The sequence below is a fragment of the Methylobacterium dankookense genome, assembly GCF_902141855.1.
Lineage (GTDB): Bacteria > Pseudomonadota > Alphaproteobacteria > Rhizobiales > Beijerinckiaceae > Methylobacterium > Methylobacterium dankookense.
In genome coordinates this window covers 274,465-298,200 of the sequence record NZ_CABFVH010000001.1, presented here as the reverse complement: position 1 = coordinate 298,200, position 23,736 = coordinate 274,465, and the positions used below count along the sequence as shown (strand labels likewise).

General features: G+C 71.3%; 24 protein-coding genes. 13 read left to right on the top strand and 11 right to left on the bottom strand.

Features of this window, described 5'->3' with window-relative positions; all coding sequences use genetic code 11:
- The first annotated feature begins 76 nt into the window (after nucleotides 1-76).
- Nucleotides 77-1,180 carry a 4-hydroxythreonine-4-phosphate dehydrogenase PdxA gene (pdxA, locus tag MTDSW087_RS01520; protein ID WP_144759184.1) on the top strand — a complete coding sequence of 368 codons (1,104 nt, stop codon included), beginning with the start codon at nucleotides 77-79 and terminating at the stop codon, nucleotides 1,178-1,180.
- A gap of 32 nt (nucleotides 1,181-1,212) precedes the next feature.
- Complete coding sequence (gene rsmA, locus MTDSW087_RS01515) at nucleotides 1,213-2,067, top strand: 16S rRNA (adenine(1518)-N(6)/adenine(1519)-N(6))-dimethyltransferase RsmA (protein ID WP_144759181.1); 855 nt, start codon at nucleotides 1,213-1,215, stop codon at nucleotides 2,065-2,067.
- A 69-nt stretch (nucleotides 2,068-2,136) separates the two neighbouring features.
- Here rsmA and MTDSW087_RS01510 read toward each other — a convergent pair whose 3' ends face one another.
- The 3 genes from MTDSW087_RS01510 to MTDSW087_RS01500 form a co-directional block, all read right to left on the bottom strand.
- Entirely contained in the window at nucleotides 2,137-3,114 is a 978-nt protein-coding gene (locus tag MTDSW087_RS01510) for a TIM44-like domain-containing protein (protein ID WP_144759178.1), read from the bottom strand.
- 181 nt (nucleotides 3,115-3,295) lie between these two features.
- Entirely contained in the window at nucleotides 3,296-4,372 is a 1,077-nt protein-coding gene (locus tag MTDSW087_RS01505) for a two-component system sensor histidine kinase NtrB (protein WP_144759505.1), read from the bottom strand.
- A 115-nt stretch (nucleotides 4,373-4,487) separates the two neighbouring features.
- Nucleotides 4,488-5,120, bottom strand: a complete 633-nt coding sequence (locus tag MTDSW087_RS01500; RefSeq protein ID WP_144759175.1) for a S24 family peptidase — start codon at nucleotides 5,118-5,120, stop codon at nucleotides 4,488-4,490.
- 215 nt (nucleotides 5,121-5,335) lie between these two features.
- Here MTDSW087_RS01500 and MTDSW087_RS01495 point away from each other — a divergent pair, with 215 nt between their 5' ends.
- Together MTDSW087_RS01495 and MTDSW087_RS01490 are read left to right on the top strand one after the other, a co-directional pair.
- Nucleotides 5,336-5,683 carry a DUF952 domain-containing protein gene (locus MTDSW087_RS01495; protein ID WP_144759172.1) on the top strand — a complete coding sequence of 116 codons (348 nt, stop codon included), beginning with the start codon at nucleotides 5,336-5,338 and terminating at the stop codon, nucleotides 5,681-5,683.
- On the top strand, nucleotides 5,680-6,753 hold the full coding sequence (locus MTDSW087_RS01490; protein ID WP_144759169.1) for a quinone-dependent dihydroorotate dehydrogenase: 1,074 nt from the start codon (nucleotides 5,680-5,682) through the stop codon (nucleotides 6,751-6,753). The genes MTDSW087_RS01495 and MTDSW087_RS01490 overlap by 4 nt, the downstream gene beginning before the upstream one ends.
- 15 nt (nucleotides 6,754-6,768) lie before the next feature.
- On the opposite strand, the gene MTDSW087_RS01485 is transcribed toward MTDSW087_RS01490, so the two are convergent.
- Both MTDSW087_RS01485 and MTDSW087_RS01480 read right to left on the bottom strand, forming a co-directional pair.
- The gene (locus MTDSW087_RS01485; protein WP_144759166.1) at nucleotides 6,769-7,062 is read right to left on the bottom strand and encodes a hypothetical protein; all 294 of its coding nucleotides are present in this window, start codon (nucleotides 7,060-7,062) and stop codon (nucleotides 6,769-6,771) included.
- Nucleotides 7,063-7,137: 75 nt separating this feature from the next.
- Complete coding sequence (locus tag MTDSW087_RS01480; RefSeq protein ID WP_144759163.1) at nucleotides 7,138-7,506, bottom strand: hypothetical protein; 369 nt, start codon at nucleotides 7,504-7,506, stop codon at nucleotides 7,138-7,140.
- 451 nt (nucleotides 7,507-7,957) lie between these two features.
- Here MTDSW087_RS01480 and MTDSW087_RS01475 point away from each other — a divergent pair, with 451 nt between their 5' ends.
- Both MTDSW087_RS01475 and MTDSW087_RS01470 read left to right on the top strand, forming a co-directional pair.
- Nucleotides 7,958-10,246 carry an FdhF/YdeP family oxidoreductase gene (locus tag MTDSW087_RS01475; RefSeq protein ID WP_144759160.1) on the top strand — a complete coding sequence of 763 codons (2,289 nt, stop codon included), beginning with the start codon at nucleotides 7,958-7,960 and terminating at the stop codon, nucleotides 10,244-10,246.
- A gap of 5 nt (nucleotides 10,247-10,251) precedes the next feature.
- A complete protein-coding gene (locus MTDSW087_RS01470; RefSeq protein ID WP_144759158.1) occupies nucleotides 10,252-10,536 on the top strand; it encodes a hypothetical protein in 285 nt (94 codons plus the stop codon).
- 90 nt (nucleotides 10,537-10,626) lie between these two features.
- Here MTDSW087_RS01470 and MTDSW087_RS01465 read toward each other — a convergent pair whose 3' ends face one another.
- Nucleotides 10,627-11,046 (bottom strand): rhodanese-like domain-containing protein, encoded by a 420-nt coding sequence (locus tag MTDSW087_RS01465; RefSeq protein ID WP_144759155.1) that lies wholly within the window; start codon nucleotides 11,044-11,046, stop codon nucleotides 10,627-10,629.
- Nucleotides 11,047-11,112: 66 nt separating this feature from the next.
- Between MTDSW087_RS01465 and ftrA the strand changes: the two genes are divergently transcribed.
- Nucleotides 11,113-12,138, top strand: a complete 1,026-nt coding sequence (gene ftrA, locus MTDSW087_RS01460) for a transcriptional regulator FtrA (RefSeq protein WP_144759152.1) — start codon at nucleotides 11,113-11,115, stop codon at nucleotides 12,136-12,138.
- A 6-nt stretch (nucleotides 12,139-12,144) separates the two neighbouring features.
- Here ftrA and MTDSW087_RS01455 read toward each other — a convergent pair whose 3' ends face one another.
- Nucleotides 12,145-13,029, bottom strand: coding sequence for an HpcH/HpaI aldolase/citrate lyase family protein (locus tag MTDSW087_RS01455; protein WP_144759149.1), 885 nt, complete (start codon nucleotides 13,027-13,029; stop codon nucleotides 12,145-12,147).
- A 250-nt stretch (nucleotides 13,030-13,279) separates the two neighbouring features.
- On the opposite strand from MTDSW087_RS01455, the gene MTDSW087_RS29905 reads away from it, so the two are divergent.
- Nucleotides 13,280-13,636, top strand: coding sequence for a hypothetical protein (locus tag MTDSW087_RS29905; protein ID WP_186383696.1), 357 nt, complete (start codon nucleotides 13,280-13,282; stop codon nucleotides 13,634-13,636).
- Between the two features lie 108 nt (nucleotides 13,637-13,744).
- Here MTDSW087_RS29905 and MTDSW087_RS01445 read toward each other — a convergent pair whose 3' ends face one another.
- Entirely contained in the window at nucleotides 13,745-15,073 is a 1,329-nt protein-coding gene (locus MTDSW087_RS01445; RefSeq protein ID WP_144759146.1) for an MATE family efflux transporter, read from the bottom strand.
- A 516-nt stretch (nucleotides 15,074-15,589) separates the two neighbouring features.
- The gene (locus MTDSW087_RS01435; RefSeq protein ID WP_144759502.1) at nucleotides 15,590-15,871 is read right to left on the bottom strand and encodes a DUF6460 domain-containing protein; all 282 of its coding nucleotides are present in this window, start codon (nucleotides 15,869-15,871) and stop codon (nucleotides 15,590-15,592) included.
- Between the two features lie 315 nt (nucleotides 15,872-16,186).
- Between MTDSW087_RS01435 and MTDSW087_RS01430 the strand changes: the two genes are divergently transcribed.
- The 5 genes from MTDSW087_RS01430 to MTDSW087_RS01410 all read left to right on the top strand — a co-directional run bounded on the left by MTDSW087_RS01430 (nucleotide 16,187) and on the right by MTDSW087_RS01410 (nucleotide 22,105).
- Entirely contained in the window at nucleotides 16,187-17,143 is a 957-nt protein-coding gene (locus MTDSW087_RS01430; RefSeq protein WP_144759140.1) for an alpha/beta hydrolase, read from the top strand.
- On the top strand, nucleotides 17,059-19,713 hold the full coding sequence (locus tag MTDSW087_RS01425; RefSeq protein WP_144759137.1) for a ligase-associated DNA damage response DEXH box helicase: 2,655 nt from the start codon (nucleotides 17,059-17,061) through the stop codon (nucleotides 19,711-19,713). Before MTDSW087_RS01430 ends, MTDSW087_RS01425 begins: the two co-directional genes overlap by 85 nt.
- A 38-nt stretch (nucleotides 19,714-19,751) precedes the next feature.
- On the top strand, nucleotides 19,752-20,465 hold the full coding sequence (gene pdeM / locus MTDSW087_RS01420; RefSeq protein WP_144759134.1) for a ligase-associated DNA damage response endonuclease PdeM: 714 nt from the start codon (nucleotides 19,752-19,754) through the stop codon (nucleotides 20,463-20,465).
- A gap of 83 nt (nucleotides 20,466-20,548) precedes the next feature.
- Complete coding sequence (gene pyrE, locus MTDSW087_RS01415; protein ID WP_144759499.1) at nucleotides 20,549-21,139, top strand: orotate phosphoribosyltransferase; 591 nt, start codon at nucleotides 20,549-20,551, stop codon at nucleotides 21,137-21,139.
- Between the two features lie 339 nt (nucleotides 21,140-21,478).
- Nucleotides 21,479-22,105 carry a LabA-like NYN domain-containing protein gene (locus MTDSW087_RS01410; RefSeq protein WP_144759131.1) on the top strand — a complete coding sequence of 209 codons (627 nt, stop codon included), beginning with the start codon at nucleotides 21,479-21,481 and terminating at the stop codon, nucleotides 22,103-22,105.
- A gap of 118 nt (nucleotides 22,106-22,223) precedes the next feature.
- On the opposite strand, the gene smpB is transcribed toward MTDSW087_RS01410, so the two are convergent.
- A complete protein-coding gene (smpB, locus tag MTDSW087_RS01405; RefSeq protein ID WP_144759128.1) occupies nucleotides 22,224-22,697 on the bottom strand; it encodes an SsrA-binding protein SmpB in 474 nt (157 codons plus the stop codon).
- Between the two features lie 71 nt (nucleotides 22,698-22,768).
- On the bottom strand, nucleotides 22,769-23,665 hold the full coding sequence (gene dapA, locus MTDSW087_RS01400) for a 4-hydroxy-tetrahydrodipicolinate synthase (protein WP_144759126.1): 897 nt from the start codon (nucleotides 23,663-23,665) through the stop codon (nucleotides 22,769-22,771).
- Between the last annotated feature and the right edge of the window lie 71 nt (nucleotides 23,666-23,736).

Here is a 23,736-nt window from a genome sequence, read left to right as displayed (position 1 = left end):
CTTGCGCGCCCAGCACCGGCTCCCTTAATCCCCTCCTGTGGCGCACCGGCCCCGCGCCATCCCGCGAGCCTGCCCCATGCCCCCTCTCGCCCTGACCCTCGGAGACCCGGCCGGGATCGGCCCGGAGATCGCGCTCGCGGCCTGGCTCGGCCGCGGCGGGCTGAATCCGCTGCCGCCCTTCTTCCTCGTCGCCGATCCGGCCTTCGTCGAGCGTGCCGCCGATCGCATGGGCCTGCCCGTGCCGGTCGCCGAGATCGATCCCGAGACCGCGGCCGAGGTCTTCCCGCGGGCGCTGCCCGTGGTGGCGCTTCCCAGCGGCACCGCCATCGCCGCCCTGCCGGGGCGGCCCGATTCCGTCTATGCGGGGGCGGTCATCGAATCGATCACCGCCGCGGTCGGCTTCGTGAAGGCGGGCCGCGCTGCGGCCATCGTCACCAACCCCATCGCCAAGTTCGTGCTGACCCGGGCGGGGTTCGCCCATCCCGGCCATACCGAGTTCCTCGCGGCCCTCGCCGTCGCCCCGGGGCGCACGCCCCCGCGGCCGGTGATGATGATCTGGAGCCAGGATCTCTCGGTGGTGCCGGTGACGATCCACGTGCCCCTGCGCGCGGTGCCGGACCTGCTCACCCAGGATCTCGTCGAGGAGACGGCGCGCATCGTGGTGCGCGACCTCAAGGAGCGCTTCGGCCTGCCCGAGCCGCGCCTCGTGCTCGCCGGGCTCAACCCGCATGCGGGCGAGGCCGGCACCATGGGCAGCGAGGACCGCGACGTGCTCGCCCCGGCGGTGGCGCGGCTGCGCGGGGAGGGGATCGACATCCGAGGACCGCTGCCGGCCGACACCCTGTTCCATGCCCGCGCCCGCGAGACCTACGACGTGGCGCTGGCGCCCACCCACGACCAGGCGCTGATCCCGATCAAGACCATCGCCTTCGACGACGGCGTCAACGTCACGCTGGGGCTGCCCTTCATCCGCACCTCGCCGGACCACGGCACCGCCTTCGACATCGCCGGGCAGGGCATCGCGAGGCCCGACAGTCTGGTCGCGGCCTTGCGGCTCGCCGAGCGGCTCGCCCGCAACGCCGGCATCGCGAAGGCCTCCGGCGCCGAGGTCATCCCGATCAGCGCCTATGCCGGGCGCCCCTCGCAGATGCGCCACTTCGACCCCGACGACGAGCTGTGATACCGCGGCCGCTCTGACGGATCGGAGATGACATGAGTGCCCCGGACGGGCTGCCGCCCCTGCGCGAGGTCGTGGCCCGGCACGGGCTCGAGCCGAAGAAGGCGCTCGGCCAGAACTTCCTCTACGACCTCAACCTCACCGGCCGCATCGCCCGGGCGGCCGGCCCGCTCGCCGGGGTCACGGTGGTCGAGGTCGGCCCCGGGCCGGGCGGCCTGACCCGGGCGCTGCTGGCCGAGGGCGCAGCCCGCGTCGTCGCGATCGAGCGCGATCCCCGGGCGCTCCCCGCCCTCGCCGAGATCGCCGCGCATTATCCCGGCCGCCTCGAGGTGGTCGATGCCGACGCGCTGGAATTCGACCCGCGCCCGCTCGTCGGCGACGGGCCGGCCCGGATCGTGGCGAACCTGCCCTACAATGTCGGCACGCCGCTGCTGACCGGCTGGCTCGATGTCGAGGCCTGGCCGCCCTGGTGGGATTCGCTGACCCTGATGTTCCAGCGCGAGGTCGCCGAGCGCATCGTGGCCGACGAGGGCGCGCGGGCCGATTACGGCCGCCTCGGCGTGCTCTGCGGCTGGCGCACGCAAGCGGACATCCTGTTCGACGTCAGCCCCTCCGCCTTCGTGCCGCCGCCGAAGGTGACGTCGAGCATCGTGCGCCTCGTGCCGCGGCCGGACCCGCTGCCCTGCCGGGTCGGCGCGCTGGAGGCCGTGACCCGCGCCGCCTTCGGCCAGCGCCGCAAGATGCTGCGCCAGAGCCTGAAGGCGCTCACCCCCGATCCCGGCACGATCCTCGCGGCCGCCGCCCTGCCCGAGACCGCGCGGGCGGAGGAGGTGCCGGTGGCGGGCTTCGTGGCGCTGGCCAATGCCTGGGATGCCGGGCGGGGACGCTGATCCGCAAACGATCAAGGCCGGCGCCGCGTTGTGCGGCGCCGGCCCAGGTTCAGGCCCTTACGAAGCGGTTCAGGCGGTCTGCTGGATCGCCGAGAGGATCCACGGGCGGCCCGGGCGGCGGACGAAGGTCCACAGCTCGACGGCCTGCGGCGCGCCGGTCTCGACCACGCGGTCGGTGCGGCGGTCCACCGTGACGTCCTTCAGCGTGTAGCGCATCGCCACCGTGGCGTACTCGTCCGCGCCCTCGCCCCAGGCCTCGGCCAGGTCGCCCTGCTGGAGCTTGACGTCGGCGATCCGGTTGACGACGCCGCGCGCCGCGTTGGCGTTCAGCTCCTCCTCGAAATAGCCGGCCATCTCAGGCGTCGTGAGGTTGCGCAGGCCGACCTTGTCCTCGTGGGAATAGGCGTCCTGGACCTCGCCGAGCAGGCGCTCGAACGACTGGAAGTCGTTCGGGCCGATCTGCACGGGGCGCTGCTGCACCGGGCGCGCGCCGCCCATGCCGCCCATCATGCCGCCGCCCATCGCGCCGCCCGGACCGCCGGAGCCGGGGTTCGGGCCCTGGTCCTGATCGAGGCCGGAGCGGGCATAGGGCGCGCCGGCACCCGCCGGCTGGCCGCTGCTGCTGCGGCGGCGGAACCAGCGCACCGCGAAGGAGACCAGCAGCACCACGAGGCCGACCTGCAGGAGCAGGCCGAGGAAGGAGGCGAAGCCGCCGAGGCCGCCCGAGAAGCCGGCACCGAGCAGCGCGCCGATCAGGCCGGCGCCGAGAAGGCCCGCGAAGAAGCCGCCGCCGAAGCGCCGGCCCTGCTGCGGGGCCTGCATGCCGGGATTGGTCATGCCGGGCTGGGCCTGCGTGCGCTGCATCGGCGCGGCCGTGCCCGGCGCGGTCGGCGTCGCCGAGGGCGCGTTGAAGGTGCGGGAGCCGCGCGACCCGACGCTGCCGCCGCCGCCCGGCCGGGCCTCGGCGATGGGCGCCGCGACCGTCAGCGCGGCAGCGAGCGCCAGGAAGGTCGCCGTGCGCTTGCGTCGCTTGAGGGAGGTGAGCATCGGGAGCCCCTGGAGAGAGAACAGATCGTGTGAACCGGTCGCGGCGTTCGCCGCCGTCGATAATATGGGGACGGTTCAGCCGGCGTTTTAGTCCATCGCCGCGACTGTCTTTCCGCGCTCCGCGGTGACAGCGCGGCCCTTTGGTCAACGATTCCTCAATCGAGCCGCCGGGGAAGCCGGCTCAATGCATCGTCCGGCGCGGCGCAGCGGGGAAGACGAGGCGGACCTGCGTGCCCTCGTTGGGGCGGCTGTCGAGGCTGATCGTGCCGTTCTGGCGCTTCATCAGCCCGTGCACGATGGCGAGCCCGGCCCCGCGGCCGGCCTCGCGGCTGGTCGCGAAGGGGGCGAGCGCCCGGGCCAGCATCTCCGGCGACATGCCGATGCCGGTGTCGCTCACCACGAGCCCGACCGCGCCGTCGTTCGGCTGCTGCAGGGTGCGGTCCCCCGGCATCACCCGGAAGGTGGAGAGCGTGACGGTGCCGCCCTCCGGCATCGCCTCGCAGGCATTGGCCACGATGTGGCGCAGCGCCAGCTCCACCTGGGTCGGATTGGCGATGGCGAAGGGCAGGTCGGGCGTACGCGCCACCTCCAGGTGGATCCGGCCGGGCAGGCTCGGCCGCATGGCCTCGGTGGCCTCGGCCACCATCAGGTCGAGGTCGACCGCCCGCACCTCGGGCGCGATCTTGCGCGAGAAGGCGAGGAGCTGGCGCGTCAGCACCGCGGCGCGCTCGGTCGCGTCGGTGGAGCGGCTGATCGCGCGCTGGATGAAGGGCTCGGGCCGGTCGCCGAGCCGGCGCTTCAGCCCGTCGATGTAGCCGATCAGGATCTGCAGGAAGTTGTTGAACTCGTGCGCCACGCTGTTCGTGAGGAGCCCGAGCGCCTCGCGCTGGCGCGACAGGGTGAGCGCCGTCTCGGCCTCGTGCCGCCGCGTCACGTCGAGGATCTGGACCAGCCGGCGCTCGCCCCCGGCCACGGGCGCCGCGGCGAGCCAGGCCCAGAAGCTCGATCCGTCCCGGCGCGTCGCCAGGAATTCCAGCGGCCCCGCCGCGGGGGCGAGCGCCGCCTCGCCGAGCAGGCCGAGGTCGCGGCCGAGGATCTCGGCCTCGGCATAGCCTGTGAGCGCCCGGAAGGCCGGGTTGGCGTGCAGGATGCGCCCCTCCGGACCGTCGAGGAGCAGGGCCGCGACGCTGCCCGCATCGAGGAGCGCGGCGGTGGCGGGATCGAGGCCGCCGGCCTCGTCTCCGTTCGGGGGCTGGATCTCTTCCGGCAAGGTCCCGTCCGGCCAGGTCTCGTCAGGATGCGGGCCGGATTCGGCCCGCGCGACGCCCGGCAGGGTGACCGTCCCGGCGCCCGGCGTCAAAGCGGGATCGCGCCTACTGGCGCACCCACATCACCCGGGCCATCCAGGCGATCTCGCCGACATTGAGCACGCGCTCCTCGTGGTCGGGGTTGAGCGAGGTCAGCTCGACGGTGCGCGCGGTCCGCCGCTTCAATTCCTTGGCGACCACCTCGCCGCCATGCAGGCGCACCACCACCCGGTCGCCCTTGCGCACGCTCGCCGAGGGCGAGACGATCAGCACGTCGCCGTCGCGGAACAGGGGCAGCATGGAATCGCCCTGGACCTCCAGGGCGAAGGCGCGCTCCTCGCCGAGATCGGGGAAGTCGATCTCCTCCCAGCCGGCTCCGCCGGTCGGCAGGCCGTCCTCGGTGAACATGCGGCCGGAGCCGGCCTGCGTCATGCCGATCAGCGGCACGGTGGAGCGCACAGGCCCCTCGCGCGCCTCGATCAGGCGCAGGAACTCGTCGAGGCTCGCCCCCGTGGCGGCGAGAACCTTGGAGACCGATTCTGTGGACGGCCAGCGCTTGCGCCCGTCCGCGCCGATCCGCTTCGAGCGGTTGAAGCTCGTCGCGTCGAGCCCTGAGCGCCGGGCGAGGCCGGAGGGGGAATATCCGTGGCGCTCCGCCAGCCGGTCGATGGCGGTCCAGATCTGTTCGTGGGACAACATCAGTCGGGCTCGATGCCTCAACCTGCCGCTGGGACGCACGGCTCAGTTGTAGGAAACTAGGGCTACCTCGTGCGAAACGCAACCGATTTCCGGTTGGATTCAACCGGGAATTCCGGTGCTGTCCGCACCCGTCGGGATCAACCCTGCGGATGGGAAAAGGTTGTCAGGGGCCGGCACATCGCCCTATCGACGCCTGCGACAGCCACGGATCCTCGATGCCGCTCATCTACAAGATCTGCCCGCGCGACCTCTGGCGCGAGGCCGAGTCGCTCGGCCGCTTCACCGGCGCCCCGGTCGACCGCGCCGATGGATTCATCCACTTCTCCACCGCAGCGCAGGTGCGGGAGACCGCCGCCCGCCATTTCGCCGGACAGGACGACCTCGTCCTCGTCGCGGTGGACGCGGCGGCGCTCGGCGAGGCGCTGCGCTACGAGCCCTCGCGCGGCGGCGACCTGTTTCCCCATCTCTACGCGGAGATGCCGCTCGCGGCGGTGCGCAGGATTTCCGACCTGCCCCTGGACGCGGACGGAACCCACCTTTTCCCGGCGGAGATCGGGGCATGATCGATGTCCTGTTCCCCTTGGTCCGGCCGGTGCTGCACGGGCTGGACGCCGAGACGGCACACAATCTGACGTTGCGAGCTCTGGCGGCCCTTCCGGCCCGCCGCCCGGCAGCGGACGACCCCCGCCTCGCCGTCGAGATCCTGGGCCGGCGCTTCCCCAATCCGGTCGGCCTCGCGGCCGGATTCGACAAGGGCGCCACGGTTCCGGACGCGCTCCTCGGCCTCGGCTTCGGCTTCGTCGAGGTCGGCGGCGTGGTGCCGCTCCCGCAGCCCGGCAACCCGCGCCCGCGGGTGTTCCGGCTCGCCCGCGACCGGGCGGTGATCAACCGCTTCGGCCTCAACAGCGAGGGGGTCGAGGTGGTGGCCGGCCGGCTCGCCGCGCGCGCCGGCCGCTCCGGCGTCGTCGGCGTCAATATCGGCGCGAACAAGGAATCCGGCGACCGGCTCGCCGACTACGTCGCCTGCACGCGCCGCCTCGCGCCGCACGTGGCCTTCGTCACCGTCAACGTCTCCTCGCCCAACACCCCGGGCCTGCGCGACCTGCAGGGCGAGGCCTTCCTCGACGAGTTGCTCGCCCGCGTGGTCGAGGCGCGCGACGGCGCGGCCCCGGGCACGGCCGTGCTCCTCAAGATCGCACCCGACATCACCCTCGACGCCCTCGACGCGATCAGCGCCACGGCGCTGCGGCGCGGCGTCCAGGCCCTCGTCGTCTCGAACACCACGATCGCCCGGCCCGCCACCCTCGCCGAGACGGGCCTCGCCAGGGAGACCGGCGGCCTCTCCGGCCGGCCGCTGTTCGGGCCGGCCACGCGGCTCCTGGCCGAGACCTATCTGCGCGTCGGGGACAGGCTGCCGCTGATCGGCGTCGGCGGCATCGACTCCGCCGAGGCCGCCTGGACCAAGATCCGAGCCGGGGCGAGCCTCGTGCAGCTCTATTCCGCCCTGGTCTATGAGGGGCCGGGTCTCGTCGGCGCGATCAAGCGCGGGCTCCTGGCCCGGATGCAGGCCGAGGGCCTGACCAGCCTCGCCGGGGCGGTGGGGCGCGACGCGGCGGCTTTGGCGAAGGGCTGAGCCGGCTGCGCGGCCTTACCAGCCGAACCTGCGGTCCGCGTTCAGGTCCGCGTCGAGCTTGCCGTGGACGGCGCTCAGGAAGGCGATGTCGTTGCCGAGATCGCCGTCCTCGTCACCCTCGGCAGATTGATGCTTCAGGTCGGCAATCATCCGCTCGACGGCGTCGCGAAGGATCTGTCCGATCTCGTCCGGCACCTCGACGTAGCCGTCCGGACCCGCCTGCACGGAGGGCCCGCGTTCCGCACGCCACCTCAGCCAAATCTCGCGCTCGTCGGAGGAGTTGGCCCCCTCGTCGAGATAGGCGCGCATCGTCGTATCGGCGAACCGCAGCGCCTTCGGTGAAAGTCCGACCATGACTCCGTGAACCCTGTCTATCGGCCGACCTCAAGGAAGGAAGGCTTGATTGGCCAGGCTGAGCAACGCCCGAAAGTCGCTCAGCGTCATATCATTTTTCGGCTCCCAGGACCAATGCGCGTCGGCATCGTTCCAGACGACGAGAAGGTTGCCGTAATCGTAGCCCGCGGGGAGCTGCCACCACCGGCCGCCGTCCTGAAGTGGGACCGCATTCGTCGAGATGCCGCCCGTTCCAGCCCGCACCCAAGGAACGCCGCCGACGTCGAAGTGCTCGATATCCTGTTGCCGCACATGATCGAGCCGGGCGCTCGTCGCATTGCCCTTCCGGTACAACTGAACCGTCGTGCACCCCACCAGACGCCCTCCCATGCGGTCGTCGGCCGACCACGCGGCCGCCAACGCACGATGTGTATTCTAGGTTTCAAATCACCATTTAGATCGGTCCCCTCACACTGCGCAACGCCGATGCTCTATGTGTCTCAAGTTGCGTCCCGAGTTGTGCACATGCGCCACAGTGCGGATCGATCTGGCATGCCTGATGGTCTGCGGGCCGGCACTGGATGTGTCGGCAGGAATGTTCATGCCGCTCCTGGGTTATGGCAAAATCGTTCCAGTTTTGCGCGCTTCAACGGGGTTTGGTTGTTGACCGACAAAATCCTGCAGCAATAACCGCAATGCATAAAAAGGCAGATCACCCATTCCAGATCCGAGCCGACCTTGGGATGATTAAAAGGAAGCTGGTCGAACACCTGCTCTCGATGCATGCGGGGCCTGCGCGCGGGCCCGATTGAGGCGGTCCGGGATCGGCGCTTATCTCGCAGGCGCATAGTGCGTCTTCGCGAGTTCCTTCATGGACAACCCGGTCGCGTCTCCCAAGCGCTCCTCCGCCGCCGGCGGCTGGGGCGCCCTGAAGTCCTGCGGGAGGCACCTCCTCGGCAGCCGCGCGCCGCTCTCCGGCGCGCGCGCCATGCTGAAGGCCAACCAGCCGGACGGGTTCGACTGTCCCGGCTGCGCCTGGGGCGACCCGGAGCACGGCTCCTCGTTCGAGTTCTGCGAGAACGGCGTGAAGGCGGTCTCCTGGGAGGCCACCGACAAGCGCACGCCCCCGAGCTTCTTCGCGCGCCATACGGTGACCGAGCTGCGCGGCTGGACCGACCACGCCCTGGAGGGCGAGGGCCGCCTGACGCAGCCGATGCGCTACGATGCGGGCCTCGACCGCTACATCGCCGTGCCCTGGGACGAGGCCTTCGCCGAGATCGGCGCGACGCTCCGCGGCCTCGCCCATCCGGACCAGGCCGAGTTCTACACCTCCGGCCGCGCCTCCAACGAGGCGGCCTATCTCTACCAGCTCTTCGCCCGGCTCTACGGCACCAACAACTTCCCCGACTGCTCGAACATGTGCCACGAGGCGAGCGGCATCGCGCTCACCCAGGCCATCGGCATCGGCAAGGGCACGGTGAGCCTGGAGGATTTCGAGAAGGCCGACGCGGTCTTCGTGGTCGGGCAGAATCCCGGCACCAACCATCCGCGCATGCTCGGCGACCTGCGCCGCGCCGCCCAGCGCGGCGCCCGCGTCGTCGTGCTGAACCCGGTGCGCGAGCGCGGCCTGGAGCGCTTCGCCGACCCGCAGAACACCGTCGAGATGCTGCGCGGCGCGAGCCAGCCCGTCGCCAGCCACTACCTGCAGCCGCGGCTCGGCGGCGACATGGCCGCCTTCCGCGGCATGGCCAAGGCGATCTTCGCGCGAGACGACGCCGAGATCGCGGCCGGCCGGCCCTCGCTCCTCGACCGGGCCTTCCTCGCCAAGCACACGGACGGGCTCGCGGCCTATCGCGCCGCCGTCGACGCCACCGGTTGGGAGGCGATCCTCGACCAGTCGGGCCTGACCCGGGACGAGATCGAGGCGATGGCCGAGGTCTATCTCGGCGCCGACAAGGTCATCGCCACCTGGGCGATGGGCGTGACGCAGCACAAGCACTCGGTGCCGACGATCCGCGAGATCGCCAACGTGCTGTTCCTGCGCGGCCATGTCGGGCGGCCCGGCGCGGGCCTCTGCCCGGTGCGCGGCCACTCGAACGTGCAGGGCGACCGCACGGTCGGCATCAACGAGAAGCCGCCGGCCGCCCTCCTCGATGCGCTGGAGCAGGAATTCGGCTTCACGGCTCCGCGCCAGCACGGGCACAACGTGCTCGCCGCGATCCGCGCCATGTGCGGCGGCTCGGCCAAGGCCTTCATCGGGCTCGGCGGCAACTTCGCTCGCGCCACGCCGGATTCGGCGCTCGTCGCCAAGGCGCTGGCCGGCTGCGAGCTCACCGTCCACATCGCGACGAAGCTCAACCACTCGCACCTCGTGCCGGGCCGGATCGCCTACATCCTGCCCTGCCTCGGCCGCACCGAGATCGACCGCAACAGCGCCGGCAAGGTCCAGATCGTGACCGTCGAGGATTCGATGAGCATGGTCCATGGCTCGGGCGGCATCAACAAGCCGGCCTCGCCGCATCTGCGCTCCGAGGTCGGGATCATCGCCGGCATCGCCGCGGCGACCGTCGGCTCGGACAAGGTCGACTGGGCCGCGCTCGCCGACGACCATGACCGCATCCGCGAGCTGATCGGGCGCACGATTCCGGGCTTCACCGGCTACAACACCCGCGTCCGCCGCCCGCGCGGCTTCCTTCTGCGAAACCTCGCCGCCGAGCGGGTCTTCGAGACCGAGACCGGCAAGGCGACCTTCTCGGACGATTCGCTCCCGGAGGCGACCGAACACCAGCAGGCCAAGCGCACCGACGACACCTTCGTGCTGCAGACCTTCCGCAGCCACGACCAGTACAACACCACGATCTACGGCTTGGACGACCGCTACCGCGGCGTCTACGGCGAGCGCCGCGTGCTGTTCGCCCATCCGGACGACCTCGCCGCGATCCGCGACCGGCTCGGGGAGCGCGTCAATATCCGCGGCTCGCATGACGACGGCGTCGCGCGGGAGGCGGAGGATTTCCGCCTCGTGCCCTTCGACATGCCGCGCGGCTCGCTCGCCGGCTACTACCCCGAGCTCAACATCCTGGTGCCGCTCTCGACCTTCGGCGCGCAGAGCGACACGCCCACCTCGAAATCGGTTCTGGTCACCCTCCACGCACGGTAACAGGCATGACGGAAGCGGACTTCATCGGCACGGTTGATCACCTCCAGGGGCGCCGTCCGGATCTCTCGCGGATCGAGGCGGGGCTGCTCGCGGCCCCGCATCTGGGCTTGAGCCCCGACACGCGCAGCTTCGCGAAGGTCTTCGACCTCGCCCACGCTCATGTGCTGCGCGCCCTCTCGCGCCTCGACGAGGCGGGCCTCATCACGGTGACGGAGCGCGACCCCCGCACCCAGCGCACGCATTTCGCGCCGACCGACGCGGCGCGCACGCTGTTCGCCGAAGCGGCCTGAAACGGCCCGGAAGGCCCGCCGGGGCTCTGCCCCGGCACCCCGCCAAAGGGATGATCCCTTTGGAAGCCCGGTATTCCGGGCCTCCCTCACTTAAACCGTCAGAGATCCCGGTGCTTCGCCTTCCGCGAGCGGAAAGCCCTCGTCGAGCCAGCCGGTGATGCCGCCGATCATCAGCTTCACCGGGCGACCATGCTCGGCGAGGCGCAGGGCGCCGCGGTCGCCGCCGTTGCAATGCGGCCCGGCGCAATAGACCACGAACAGGGTCTCCGCCGGGAAGCGGGCCAATGTCTCCGGCCCGATCTGCCGGTGCGGCAGGTTCAGCGCGCCCGGCACGTGGCCCGCCGCGTAAGCCTGCGGTCCCCGCACGTCGATCAGGATGAAATCGGGCGCGCCCGCGCTCAGGCCGGCCTGCACGTCGGCGCAGTCGGTTTCCAGGGTGAGACGCGCTGCGAAGTGGCGGCGGGCGATCTCGGATTCGGCGGCGGGGATCTCGGCGACGGCGCTCGGCATGTCTGGTTCTCCTGATCGGACGCTCGGCAGGGTAGGGGCCTCGCGCGGCACTGGTGAGCGGCGCGAATGCCGCGTAGCGTCAAGATCGTGCCAAGCTCGCGCCCGACCCCGCCCGCCAACCCCCTCGTGGTGCTCGTCGCCTATGACAGGCTCTGCACCTTCGAGTTCGGCTGCGCCGTCGAGGTGTTCGGCCTCGCGCGGCCCGAGATGGGGCCGGGCTGGTATCGCTGCGCCGTCGCTGGAATCGAGCCCGGGCCGCTGCGGGCGACCGGCGGCGTGCAGGTGCTCGCCGAGGGCGGGCTCGATCTCGTGGCCCGGGCCGGCACCGTGATCGTGCCCGGCTGGCGCGGCGTCGAGGCGCCGGTGCCGGAGGATCTCTGCGCTGCCCTGCGCGCCGCGCAGGCGAACGGCGCGCGCATCCTCTCGCTCTGCTCCGGCGCCTTCGTGCTGGCGGCGGCCGGCCTCCTCGATGGGCGCCGGGCGACGACACACTGGCGCTACGCGGAGGCGCTGACCGCGCGCCATCCCGCCTTACGCTTCGTGCCCGACGTGCTCTACGTGGACGAGGGCGACGTGCTCACCGCCGCCGGCAGCGCGGCCGGGCTCGACCTCTGCCTGCATCTGGTGCGGCGGGATTTCGGGCCCGAGATCGCCAACCGCGTGGCACGGCGGCTCGTGCTGCCCGCCCACCGGCAGGGGGGCCAGGCGCAATATGTCGAGCGCCCGGTGCCGCACGAGCGGGCGGCGGGCTCGCGGCTCGGGCCGCTCCTCGACCGGGTGCGGCGCGATCTCGATCAGGATTGGCCGGTCGGCCGGCTCGCAGTCGAGGCGGCGCTGAGCCCCCGCGCCCTGCATCGCCGTTTCCGCGAGGCCACGGGCCTCAGCCCCGGAGCGTGGCTGCTGGCTGAGCGCATCGGCCATGCCCGAACCCTCTTGGAGAGCACCCGCCTGCCGGTCCCCGAGGTGGCCGCGGCTTGCGGCTTCGGCTCGGCAGCGAGCCTGCGCCACCATTTCCGGACGACGCTGGGGACGAGCCCGGCCGCCTACCGGGCGGCCTTCCCGGCAGGGGGCTCGCTTCGTGCCGCCGAGTAGAGCCCTTCAGTAGCCCTTGGCGGCGATCGCCTCGGACCACGTCACCGCGCGCTTGGCCATGCTGATGTGCTGGCGCTCGTAAAGGCGGCCCTCCAGCTTGATCGCGCCGCGCTTGGCGTTCTCCGGCTTGGCGAAGGCCTCGATGACGAGGCGGGCGCGGCGGACTTCCTCTTCGGTGGGGGCGAAGGAGGTGTTGGCCGGTTCGAGCTGGTTGGGGTGAATCAAGGTCTTGCCGTCGAAGCCGAGGTCGCGCGACTGCCGGCATTCCGTACGGCAGCCGTCGACGTCGGCGATGTCGTTCCAGACGCCGTCGAGGATGGTCAGCCCCTCCGAGCGCGCGGCGGCGAGCGCGAACATGATCCAGGGCAGCATCGGCACGCGGCCCGGCACGAGCTGCGCCCAGGTGTCCTTGGCGAGGTCGTTGGTGCCGAGCACGAAGCTGGTGAGGCGCGTGCGCCGGTCGCGCCGGGCCTGGGCGATCTCCTTGATGTTGAGGATCGCGGCCGGGGTCTCGATCATCGCCCAGATGGCGATGTCCTCGGGTGCGTCGAGCGCCTCGAGATGGTTGGCGATGGCCTCCAGCACGGCCGGCGAGGACACCTTCGGCATCAGGATCGCGTCGGGCCGCGCCTCGATGGCGGCGCGCAGGTCCGCCTCGCCCCAGGGCGTCTGGGGGGCGTTGACGCGGATCACCAGCTCGCGGTCGCCGTAGCCGCCGCTCTTCACCGCGGCGCAGACCTGCTCGCGGGCGAGCTCCTTCTCCTCCATGCCGACCGCGTCCTCCAGGTCGAGGATCAGGCTGTCGGCGGGCAGCGTCTTGGCCTTCTCCAGGGCGCGCGCGTTCGAGCCCGGCATGTAGAGCACGCTGCGGCGGAGGCGGAGATCGGTCATCGGGTCAGTCCTTCGGCCCAAACTGTCTTTGCGCTGCACCATAATGCAACGGACCGGTGAGGCCAGCGCCCCAAAGGTCGGGGGCTAAGAAACGGCGGCGTTTGTGATGCCGCCACGCTGCGGCCACCTTCCGCCAGCAAGGCCGACCCGGACGAACGGGACCGGCCCCCTCGAACTCTTCGTCGAGAGGCAAGCCCGAACGGGCGTCCCGCGCCTATCGCGCGAGACGCGAGACAATGAGGGATCGACCATGAAGCGGGTCTTCTTCGGCCTGATGCTGGCCGGCGCGCTCGCCGCGCCGCTCTCGGCGCGGGCGGCGAGCAACACCACGGTCGGCGTCGGCACCGGCGCGATCGCCGGGGCGGTGGTCGGCGGGCCGATCGGCGCCGTGGCCGGGGCCATCGTCGGCGGCGTGGTCGGCGCGACGAGCGAGCGCCCGCGCCGCTACCGCCGGGCCCGCTACCGCCGCAGCGCCCTGCCGGTGCGCCGGGTCGTCCAGCGCACTGCGCCGGCCCCGCGCGGCGCGCTCACCCCGACCGTCTCGGCCGAGCCCGCCGCGCCCACCAGCACCGGCTCCACCGGCCGGCGCTGGACGGATCCGCGCTAGAGCCGTTCCCGATCGCGTTGCAATCGGGAACGGCTCCAAGTCCTTGTTGTGGCGCGTTCTCTTGCGCCGAACCGGGATCCACTTCGGCGGAGAGCGCTCTAAGACGCTTCAGGCCGCGGCGAATTCCCGCCGCGCCAGTCCCGGATAGGCCAGGGCCTGGCCGAGGCCGCGGGCGCCGAGGAAGCTGAGGAAGGCGAGCCAGAGGCCGGTATTGCCGAGGCCGAGCGCCTGCACGGCGAGCAGCGTCGCGCAATAGGCGGCGAGCGCCGCGAGCATCAGGTTGCGCATCGCCCGGGTCCAGGTGGCGCCGATATAGATGCCGTCATAGGCGAAGGGCGTCGCCGCGATGAAGGGGGCGAGCGCGGCGAGCGGCAGGTACTGGTAGGCGACCGCGCGCACCGCCTCGCTCGTGCTCACGAAGTCGATGAAGGCGTGGCCGCCGCCGAGCGCGAGCAGGCTGACCCCGATCCCGAATCCGAGGCACCAGCGCAGGCTGAGCATCGAGGCGCGGCGGAAATCCGCCTCGTCCCGGGCCCCGAGCGCCTGCCCGCAGAGCGCTTCCGCGGCCGTGGCGAAGCCGTCGAGGAAGAAGCCCCCGATCAGGAAGAGGTTCCAGAGCACGGCGTTGGCCGCGAGCACGGCATCGCCCTGGCGGGCGCCGAGCGCCGAGAACAGCACGATGCCTGCGACCAGGGCCAGGGTGCGGACCACGATGTCGGCATTGACCGCGAAGGTGCGCTTGAGCGCCGCGGCATCGCGGATCTCGGCGAGCGGCACCCGAAACGGGCGCGCGCCGAGCCGGCGCAGCAGCACGAGGCCGAGGAGGAGGCCCGCGCCCTCGGCGCAGACGGTGGCGAGCGCCGCCCCACCGATCCCGCGCTCAAGACCCACCACCAGGGCGAGGGTGAGCGCGATGTTCACGCAGTTGATCGCCACCTGCAGCAGCAGGCCGAGATCGGTCCGTCCGCGCCCGAGCACGGAGCCCAGCACCGCGTAGTTCGCGAGCACGAAGGGCGCCGAGAGGATGCGGATGTGGAAATAGGTCGACAACCCCTCGACCACCGCCGGGCTCGCGCCGCTGATCCGGAAGGCGGCGGCCGCGAGGGGGATCTGGAGGACGACGAGGGCGAGGCCCGCGAGCGCGCCGGCCGCCAGGGCCCGGGCCAGCGTGCGGTCGATCTCGGCGGCATCCCGCGCGCCGACCGCCTGCGCGGTCAGCCCCGCCGTCGCCATGCGCAGCGCGCCGAAGGACCAGAAGATCGCGTCGAAGATCACGGCGCCGAGCGCGATCGCCCCGAGCGCGGCGGCGTCACCGAGCCGCCCGATCACGGTCGCGCCGACGAAGCCGAGCATCGGCGTCGTGACGTTGGCGAGCGTCATCGGCAGCGCGAGGGCGAGGACGCGCCGTCCGGAGACGGGGAGGGGGCTGGAGTTCATGCGGCAGGGCCGAATCGCGGGACCGGACGATGCAGCATGCTGGGCCAGGGCGCTCCGGGACAGCCGGGCCGTTGCATGGCTGGGCCGCCCGAGCCGGAGCGGCGGCGAAGCGGACCGAGGGACGGCGGGCCGGATTCAAGGGATGAACGTGAACCGCGACAGGCCCCCTCTCCCGTTCGGGAGAGGGCTGGGGTGAGGGTTGAGAACGCGCCGGAGAGGTCGCGACGGTGCGGCGGTCCTCTCCTCCCCCTTGCGGGGAGGAGCCGGAGGTGGGGGTGGTTCAGAAGGCACCGGGACGTTCGATCCTGAGCCACCCCCACCCCTACCCCTCCCCGCAAGGGGGAGGGGACCCGCGAGCAGCCGTTCCGATCGATCCGAAATCGTCTGAGAACGCGACGGTGCGGCGCCTCCGGCTCCGCTCTGTCCGGAACCTTCTCATCCCTCACCCTGTCCCTCTCCCGAATGGGAGAGGGGACCCGCGCCTCATCCTGCTGCGGCGTCGGAACAGTCCGCCGCCTATCGCGACGCCGCGAAGAGCCGCGAGATGAACCAGAGCGGCACCACCACCACGGCGCCGGCCAGGATCCAGCCGCCGAAATCGTGGAAGGTGGCGAGCCCCATATCGATCAGGGTGCGGGCCGAATCGTAGACGTGCCAGAAGAGCTGCCCCGGGGTGAGCCCGAGCATCGCCATGAAGGCGCCGACGAGGACCGAGAGGAACAGCAGGCGCAGGAACACCGCGGCCGGCGAGCCGCCGAGGAAGCGGCGCAGGCCGCTGCCGCGCCCGCCATAGGCCATCTCGGGATAGGACGCGCCGCCCGGGCGATGCTTGCCGTGTTCCACGTCTTTCGCTCTCGATCTCTGCGAAGTGCCGGCGAAGGGTGAGGCCGCCGTTTCAACCGCCGGAACCCGGCGGAAGCGTGACGTCCGCGTCACACTTCCCGCGAAACTCCCGTGCGCCTCGGGCGTTGGGCGGTTTCGCGGATGAGGGGCAGATGGCAATGCTCGCCCGAGCCGCCAAGATATCCGCATCGCCATCCGCAGACACTACGCGCGACAGACGCGGGCCGCCGGAGCAGACTGGACGGCCGAACCCACGGAACCAGGTCCACGATGATCGACCACGCCCTGTTCGACCCGGCGACGATCGATCCGGAAACCCTGCGGCTCAACGCCGAGATCGTGGCCGCGCACGCCGCCCAGCCCGATCCGTGGACTCTGCCCATCGACGAGGTGCGCGAGCGCCGCAAGGCCGGCACCAAGGCCTCGCCCGCCATGCCGCGCAGCACCCGGGCCGAGACCATGCTGATCGACGGCCCCGGCGGCGCCTTGCCGCTGCGGGTCATCCGTCCGCGGCCCGGCGTGCGCCTGCGCGGCGCCTATCTTCACATCCACCGCGGCGGCTGGATCTGGGGCGGGGCCGACGAGCAGGACCCCTGGCTGGAGCGCATCGCCGATTCCTGCGGCTTCGTCTGCCTCTCGGTGGATTACCGGCTCGCGCCCGAGCACCCCTATCCGGCCGCGCTCCTCGATTGCGAGGCCGCCGCGCTCTGGCTCGCCGGGCCCGGCAAGGCCGAGTTCGGCGTCTCCGCCCTCACCATCGGCGGCGAATCGGTCGGCGCCCATCTCGCGGTGATGGTGCTCCTGCGTCTGCGCGATCGGCACAACCTGCCCCGCGCCTTCCGCGGCGCCAACCTCAATGCCGGCTTCTTCGACCTCGGCCTCACCCCCTCCGTGCGCAACTGGGGCGCCGAGCGCCTGGTGGTGAACACCGAGGACCTGACCCGATTCGCCGACGACTACGTGCGCGAGGGGATCGACCGGCGCCGCCCCGACGTCTCGCCGATCTATGCGGAGCTGAAAGGCCTGCCGCCGGCCTTGTTCACGGTCGGCACCGCAGACCCGCTCCTCGACGACACGCTCTACATGTCCGCCCGCTGGGCGGCGGCGGGCAACGGGGGGCACACGGCGATCTATCCGGGCGGATGCCACATCTTCGTGCGCTATCCCGGCGTGCTCACCGCGCGGGCGCTGGAACTGATCGACCGCTTCCTGATGGCGCTCGCCTGAGCGGGAATCGCCCCGGCGACGACCTCCTGCCGCCCGCCTTCGCGGCCTGGTTCGCGGGCCGCGGCTGGGCGCCCCGGGCGCACCAGCTCGACCTGCTGCGCATCGCCGGCGCCGGACGCTCGGCGCTGCTGGTGGCGCCCACGGGGGCCGGCAAGACGCTCGCCGGCTTCCTGCCGAGCCTCGTCGCCCTGTCCCGATCGAAGCCGTCCGAACGGCGGGGCCTGCACACCCTCTACATCTCGCCGCTCAAGGCGCTCGCCGTCGACATCGCCCGCAACCTCGAGGCGCCGGTCTCCGAGATGGGGCTGCCCGTGCGCGTCGAGACCCGCACCGGCGACACCCCCGCCCACAAGCGCACCCGCCAGATCGCGCGGCCGCCCGACATCCTGCTGACGACGCCGGAGCAGCTCGCGCTCCTCATCGCCCATCGCGAGGCGGCGGACCTGCTCGCGAACCTGGCTTGCGTGATCCTCGACGAGCTGCACGCGCTCGTCACCTCGAAGCGGGGGGATCTGCTGTCGCTCGGGCTCGCGCGGCTGCACCGGCTCAGCCCGGGGCTCACCGCGATCGGGCTCTCCGCCACGGTGCGCGAGCCGGACGAATTGCGGAAATATCTGGTGCCGCAGGGCTCCGGTCCTCGCATTCGGGCAGGCCTCGACGCGGAAGCGCGGGTCCCCTCTCCCGCAGAGGGGGGAGGGAGTGTGCCATCCATGGCCGACCTGGTGGTCGTCACCGGCGGCGCGCGGCCGGACCTGCGCATGCTCGAATCAGCGCGGACCCTGCCGCTCGCCGGACACACGGCGCATGCCGCCATGCCGGCGATCTACGCGCTGATCCGCGAGCACCGCACGGTGCTGGTCTTCGTGAACACCCGGCTCCAGGCGGAGTACACCTTCCAGGAACTCTGGAACCTCAACGACGACCTGCTGCCGATCGCGCTCCACCACGGCTCGCTCGACGCGCAGCAGCGCCGCCGGGTCGAGGCCGCGATGGCGGCGGGGCAGCTCAGGGCCATCGTCTGCACCGCGACCCTCGATCTCGGCATCGACTGGGGCGACGTGGACCTCGTCGTCAATATCGGCGCGCCGAAGGGGGCGAGCCGGATCATGCAGCGGATCGGCCGGGCGAACCACCGCATGGACGAGCCCTCCAAGGCCTATCTGGTGCCGGCCAACCGCTTCGAGATGCTGGAATGCCGCGCCGCCCTCGACGCCGTCGAGGAGGCGGCGCAGGACACCCCGGACGCCCGCACCGGCGCCCTCGACGTGCTCGCTCAGCACGTCCTCGGCATGGCCTGCGCCGACGCCTTCGACCCGAACGACCTCTACGCGGAGATCACCTCCGCCGCGCCCTATGCGGGCCTCGCCTGGGAGGATTTCGAGGCGGTGGTCGATTACGTGGCGACCGGCGGCTATGCGCTACGCGCCTACGAGCGCTTCGCCAAGATCCTGCGTGGGGCCGACGGGCTCTGGCGGGTGCGCGATGGCCGGGTCGCGCAGCAATACCGGATGAATATCGGCACCATCGTCGAATCCGCGAAGGTGAAGGTGCGCCTCGTCCGCTCCCTGCGCGCCAAGCCCGGCACGGTGCTGCCGAAGACCGGCCGCGTGCTCGGCGAGGTCGAGGAGGATTTCGCCGAGACGCTGACGCCGGGCGACACCTTCCTGTTCGCGGGCGAGGTGCTGCGCTTCGAGGGCCTCGTGGAGGACGAGGCCATGGTGACCCGCGCCGGGCCCGGCACCGACCCGGCGATTCCCTCCTATGCCGGCGCGAAGTTCCCGCTCTCGACCTTCCTCGCCGCGCGCGTGCGGGCTCTGATCGCCGACCCCTTCGAGTGGGACCGCCTGCCGAAGCAGGTCGCTGACTACCTCGTGCAGCAGCGCAGCCGCTCGGTCCTGCCCGGGCCGAAGGATCTGCTGGTCGAGACCTTCCCGCGGGCGAAGCGCCACTACCTCACCGCCTTCCCGTTCGAGGGACGGCTCGCGCACCAAACGCTCGGCATGCTGCTGACCCGCCGCCTGGAGCGCGCCGGCCTGCGGCCCCTAGGGTTCGCCGCCAACGATTACGGCATCGCGATCTGGACGACGCGGGACGTCTCGGAGCGCATCGCGGAGGATCCGGATTTCCTCGCCGACCTGTTCGCGCAGGACATGCTCGGCGACGACCTCGAGGCCTGGCTCGCCGAATCCGCGATGATGAAGCGGACCTTCCGGCAATGCGCGGTGATCGCCGGGCTGATCGAGCGGCGCCATCCAGGCCAGAAGAAGACCGGGCGGCAGGTCACCATCTCGACCGACCTCGTCTACGACGTGCTGCGCAAGCACCAGCCCGACCACCTGCTCCTGCGCGCCGCGCGGCAGGATGCGGCAACCGGACTCCTCGACGTGAGGCGGCTCGGTGTGATGCTAGAGCGCATCCAGGGGCGAATCATCCACCGGGCCCTCGACCGGGTCTCCCCGCTCTCCGTCTCCGTCATGCTGGAGATCGGGCGCGAGAAGGTCTACGGCGAGGGCGCGGACGAGATCCTGGCCGAGGCCGAGGCGCAGCTTCTCGAAGAAGCTCTCGGCTGACTCCGATGCGCCCCGGTCCCCCGGATGAGGATGCGATCTTGGCGCTCGGCCAGAGACTTGAGAAGAGTGTGAAGCCCGCCGGCCTGATGCTGGCCGGCGAGGATGCGGTGCTGGACCTCAGCGGCGCCCTGTGGCTGCCCGCGCACCGGACGCTGGTGGTGTCGGACCTGCACCTGGAGAAGGGCTCGGCCTATGCCGCGCGCTCGAGCCAGTTCCTGCCGCCCTACGACACCCGCGAGACGCTGGCGAACCTGCACGAGGCGATCGCCCGGTTCGAGCCGGCCTGCGTCGTCGCCCTCGGCGATTCCTTCCACGACGCCCGCGGCCCCGAGCGGATGGAGCCCGGCGACCGCGCCATGGTGGCGGCGCTCCAGGCGGGCCGCGACTGGGTCTGGATCGCCGGCAACCACGATGCCGAGATCGGCGAGGGCGTCGGCGGGCGCTACGCGGCGGACCTCGCGCTCGGCGGCCTGACGCTGCGGCACGAGCCGGCGGCGGGCGCCGGCCCGGGGGAGGTCGCGGGCCATCTCCATCCCTGCGGCAAGGTGGCGATGCGGGGCCGCGCGGTGCGCCGCCGCTGCTTCGTCTCGGACGGGGCGCGCCTCGTCATGCCGGCCTTCGGCGCCTTCACCGGCGGGCTGAACGTGCGCGACAAGGCCTTCGATCCGCTCTTCCCGAAGGGCTTCACCGCCCATCTCCTCGGCGACGGGCGCGTCTTCGCCATCGGCCGCGCCACGTTGGTGAGGGACTGACCCCTCTTCTTGCTCTCGCGCCGGGGCGCTGCCACAAGCGCCCCGAACCTCCGGAGACCCGCCCGCCGATGACTGCCGCCCCGATGAGCCCGGACCAGGTCCTCGCCGAATTCCGCGATGCGGGGGCGCTGCTCGAAGGGCACTTCATCCTCAGCTCGGGCCTGCGCTCGCCGGTCTTCCTGCAGAAGATGGCGATCTTCTCCGAGCCGCCGCGCACGGAGCGGCTGTGCCGGGCGCTCGCCGCGGCGATCGAGGCGCAGTTCGGCAAGATCGACATCGTCGTCTCGCCGGCCATCGGCGGCATCGTGCCGGGCTACGAGACCGCCCGCCATCTCGGCGCCCGGGCGATCTTCGTGGAGCGCGATCCGGGCGGCCCCTTCACCCTGCGGCGCGGCTTCCAGATCCCGGCCGGCCAGCGCGCCGTCATCGTCGAGGACATCGTCACCACGGGCCTCTCCGCGCGGGAATGCCTCGCGGCGATTCGGTCCGAGCCCGGCGAGATCGTCGGCGCGGCCTGCCTGATCGACCGCTCGGGCGGACGGGGCGAGATCGGTGTGCCCTTCGTGTCACTGGTGACGCTCGACATACCGGCCTATCCGGCCGACGCGCTGCCGCCGGAACTCGCCGCGATCCCCCCGGTGAAGCCCGGCAGCCGCGCGCTGCCCAAGGCGTGAAGTCAGTTCCGGCAAGGTGATCCACAGGGGCGCGCGACCTGACGTGGCGTCAGGAACCGGCCCGCGATCTCAGGTTCGCGCGCACGAAGTCCTGACTGACTTTCCGCAATCGAGATCACTTGCCGGCTTGACTTGGGCGGCACGCAGCGCCCATGCTCAAGCTGTCGATCCATCAAGACGACACTTCGAACGGCTTCGCCGAGCTTCACATGCGATTGATCCCGCTGCATGAGCGAGATCGACTGCGAAACTAACGAATGATATTGCCGGTTGGCATCGTTTGAGCTTCACTGCATTAACATTCTGAAACATAAAATTTTCGAGAAAGCGAAACATTCCATGGGCGGGACTCAGCGTAGCGCGCTGTTCATCGACGGCGCGAACCTGTATGCCACGACGAAAGCTCTCGGCTTCGATATTGACTACAAACGTCTGCTGAAGGAGTTCCAGGCGCGGGACAACCTGCTTCGGGCGTTCTACTACACGGCCATGGTCGAGGATCAGGAATATTCCTCGATCCGGCCGCTGATCGACTGGCTCGACTACAACGGCTACCGCGTCGTCACGAAGCCCGCGCGCGAATTCACGGATTCGATGGGCCGGCGCCGGTTCAAGGGCAACATGGACATCGAGCTGGCGATCGACGCCCTCGAACTGGCCGCCCATATCGACCACATGGTGCTGTTCTCCGGCGATGGGGATTTCCGCTCCCTGGTCGAGGCCATGCAGCGCCGCGGCGTGCGCGTCACGGTGATCTCGACCATCCAGACCCAGCCGGCGATGATCTCGGACGACCTGCGCCGCCAGGCCGACGAGTTCCTCGACCTCGCGCATCTGATGCCGAAGATCGGCCGCGACCCGAGCGAGCGCCCGGCCCGTCCCCCGGCCGAGCGCGGCCCGCGCCAGAATCCGGGTCTGGAGAGCCGCTACGGCATCCGCCAGAACGGGGATGCGGACGAGGAATAGGGCAGGGCGAGAGCCGGCTCGCTCGGGTGCGACCGGTTCCGTCGAGGGCGCGGGTCCCCTCTCCCGAACGGGAGAGGGAGTCCCGTTGGCGGTCCCTGAGAACGTCTGACGTCGCGCCTTATCCCCGGTCGCGCAGCAGGCGGGCCTGGTCGCGCTTCCAGTCGCGCTCCTTCACCGCCTCGCGCTTGTCGTGGGCCTGCTTGCCCTTGCCGAGGCCGAGCTCGACCTTCGCGCGGCCGCTCTCGTTGAAGTAGATCTTCAGCGGCACCACCGTGTAGCCCTGGCGCTGCGTGGCGCCGATCAGCTTGTCGATCTGGCGGCGGTGCAGCAGCAGGCGTCGTGGGCGCTTGGTGTCGTGGTTGAAGCGGTTCGCCTCGAGGTATTCGGGGATGTAGGCGTTGAACAGCATCAGGTCGTGGCCGGAGGGGCCGGCATAGGCCTCGCCGATCGTCGCCTTGCCGTTGCGCAGCGACTTCACCTCGGTGCCGGTGAGCGCGATGCCGGCCTCGATCGTGTCCTCGATGGCGTAGTGGAAGCGCGCGGCGCGGTTGTCCGCCACCACGCGCCGGTTCGGTTCGGGTTTCGGGGCCATTCTCGTCTTTCGGGCATCCCCGCCGGAGGGCGGGGCGCTCCGGCGGACAATGCGGGTTCAGGTCTTCGGGTTCAGCCCTCGATCAGGCCGGCATGGCGCAGGGCCGCGTCCACGATGCCGCGGGTCTCGTCCGAGACCGTCACCAGCGGCAGGCGCACCTCCTCGCTCATATGGCCGAGGCGGGAGAGCGCGTACTTCGCCGGCGAGGGGTTCGATTCCGCGAAGAGCCCGGTCTGGAGCGGGAAGAGCCGGTCCTGGATGGCCAGCGCCTTGGCGTAGTCGCCCGCGAGCGTCGCCGTCTGCAGGTCGGCGCAGAGACGCGGGGCCACGTTCGAGACCACCGAGATGCAGCCGACGCCGCCCTGGGCGTTGAAGCCGATCGCCGTCGCATCTTCGCCCGAAAGCTGGACGAAAGCTTCACCCATCGCCAGGCGCTGGGCGCTGACGCGGTCGATCTTGGCCGTGGCATCCTTCACGCCGGCGATGTTCTTGAGCTCGAACAGGCGCTTCATCGTATCGACGCTCATGTCGATCACGGAGCGGGGCGGGATGTTGTAGATGATGATCGGGATGCCGATGGCGTCGTTGACGGCCTTGAAGTGGGCGTAGAGGCCGCCTTGGGTCGGCTTGTTGTAATAGGGCGTGACCACGAGCACGGCGTCCGCTCCGGCGCGCTCGGCATGCTGGGCCCGCTCGATCGCCTCGGCGGTCGAGTTCGAGCCGGCGCCCGCGATCACCGGCACCCGGCCGCGCGCCTCGTCCACGCAGGCCTCCACCACGCGGTCGTGCTCGGCATGGCTGAGGGTCGGGCTCTCGCCGGTGGTGCCCGTCGGCACCAGCCCGTGCGTGCCCTGCTCGATCTGCCAGTTCACGAAGCGGCGGAAGGCCGTCTCGTCGAAGGTGCCTTCACGGAAGGGGGTGACCAGCGCGGTCATCGAGCCCCTGAGGCGGGCCAGTGTCTCGGTCATCGGTCTTGTTCCGAACGGCCCCGCCGTTCCTCCCGTTGCGCGCCGCGGCGGCGCAGGGCGGCAGACATAGG

Excerpts from the sequence above, each read along its gene's own strand:
- dapA (WP_144759126.1), bottom strand. The coding sequence starts at position 23,665 with ATGACCGAGACACTGGCCCGCCTCAGGGGCTCGATGACCGCGCTGGTC.
- pdxA (WP_144759184.1), top strand. The coding sequence starts at position 77 with ATGCCCCCTCTCGCCCTGACCCTCGGAGACCCGGCCGGGATCGGCCCG.
- MTDSW087_RS01425 (WP_144759137.1), top strand. The coding sequence starts at position 17,059 with ATGCCACATCTTCGTGCGCTATCCCGGCGTGCTCACCGCGCGGGCGCT.
- MTDSW087_RS01455 (WP_144759149.1), bottom strand. The coding sequence starts at position 13,029 with ATGACCGATCTCCGCCTCCGCCGCAGCGTGCTCTACATGCCGGGCTCG.
- MTDSW087_RS01410 (WP_144759131.1), top strand. The coding sequence starts at position 21,479 with ATGGGCGGGACTCAGCGTAGCGCGCTGTTCATCGACGGCGCGAACCTG.
- MTDSW087_RS01490 (WP_144759169.1), top strand. The coding sequence starts at position 5,680 with ATGATCGATGTCCTGTTCCCCTTGGTCCGGCCGGTGCTGCACGGGCTG.
- MTDSW087_RS01435 (WP_144759502.1), bottom strand. The coding sequence starts at position 15,871 with ATGGCCTATGGCGGGCGCGGCAGCGGCCTGCGCCGCTTCCTCGGCGGC.
- MTDSW087_RS01500 (WP_144759175.1), bottom strand. The coding sequence starts at position 5,120 with ATGTTGTCCCACGAACAGATCTGGACCGCCATCGACCGGCTGGCGGAG.
- MTDSW087_RS01510 (WP_144759178.1), bottom strand. The coding sequence starts at position 3,114 with ATGCTCACCTCCCTCAAGCGACGCAAGCGCACGGCGACCTTCCTGGCG.
- MTDSW087_RS01470 (WP_144759158.1), top strand. The coding sequence starts at position 10,252 with ATGACGGAAGCGGACTTCATCGGCACGGTTGATCACCTCCAGGGGCGC.
- pyrE (WP_144759499.1), top strand. The coding sequence starts at position 20,549 with ATGAGCCCGGACCAGGTCCTCGCCGAATTCCGCGATGCGGGGGCGCTG.
- smpB (WP_144759128.1), bottom strand. The coding sequence starts at position 22,697 with ATGGCCCCGAAACCCGAACCGAACCGGCGCGTGGTGGCGGACAACCGC.
- MTDSW087_RS29905 (WP_186383696.1), top strand. The coding sequence starts at position 13,280 with ATGAAGCGGGTCTTCTTCGGCCTGATGCTGGCCGGCGCGCTCGCCGCG.
- MTDSW087_RS01495 (WP_144759172.1), top strand. The coding sequence starts at position 5,336 with ATGCCGCTCATCTACAAGATCTGCCCGCGCGACCTCTGGCGCGAGGCC.
- MTDSW087_RS01475 (WP_144759160.1), top strand. The coding sequence starts at position 7,958 with ATGGACAACCCGGTCGCGTCTCCCAAGCGCTCCTCCGCCGCCGGCGGC.
- MTDSW087_RS01445 (WP_144759146.1), bottom strand. The coding sequence starts at position 15,073 with ATGAACTCCAGCCCCCTCCCCGTCTCCGGACGGCGCGTCCTCGCCCTC.
- MTDSW087_RS01430 (WP_144759140.1), top strand. The coding sequence starts at position 16,187 with ATGATCGACCACGCCCTGTTCGACCCGGCGACGATCGATCCGGAAACC.
- rsmA (WP_144759181.1), top strand. The coding sequence starts at position 1,213 with ATGAGTGCCCCGGACGGGCTGCCGCCCCTGCGCGAGGTCGTGGCCCGG.
- MTDSW087_RS01485 (WP_144759166.1), bottom strand. The coding sequence starts at position 7,062 with ATGCGCGCCTATCTCGACGAGGGGGCCAACTCCTCCGACGAGCGCGAG.
- MTDSW087_RS01465 (WP_144759155.1), bottom strand. The coding sequence starts at position 11,046 with ATGCCGAGCGCCGTCGCCGAGATCCCCGCCGCCGAATCCGAGATCGCC.
- ftrA (WP_144759152.1), top strand. The coding sequence starts at position 11,113 with ATGCCGCGTAGCGTCAAGATCGTGCCAAGCTCGCGCCCGACCCCGCCC.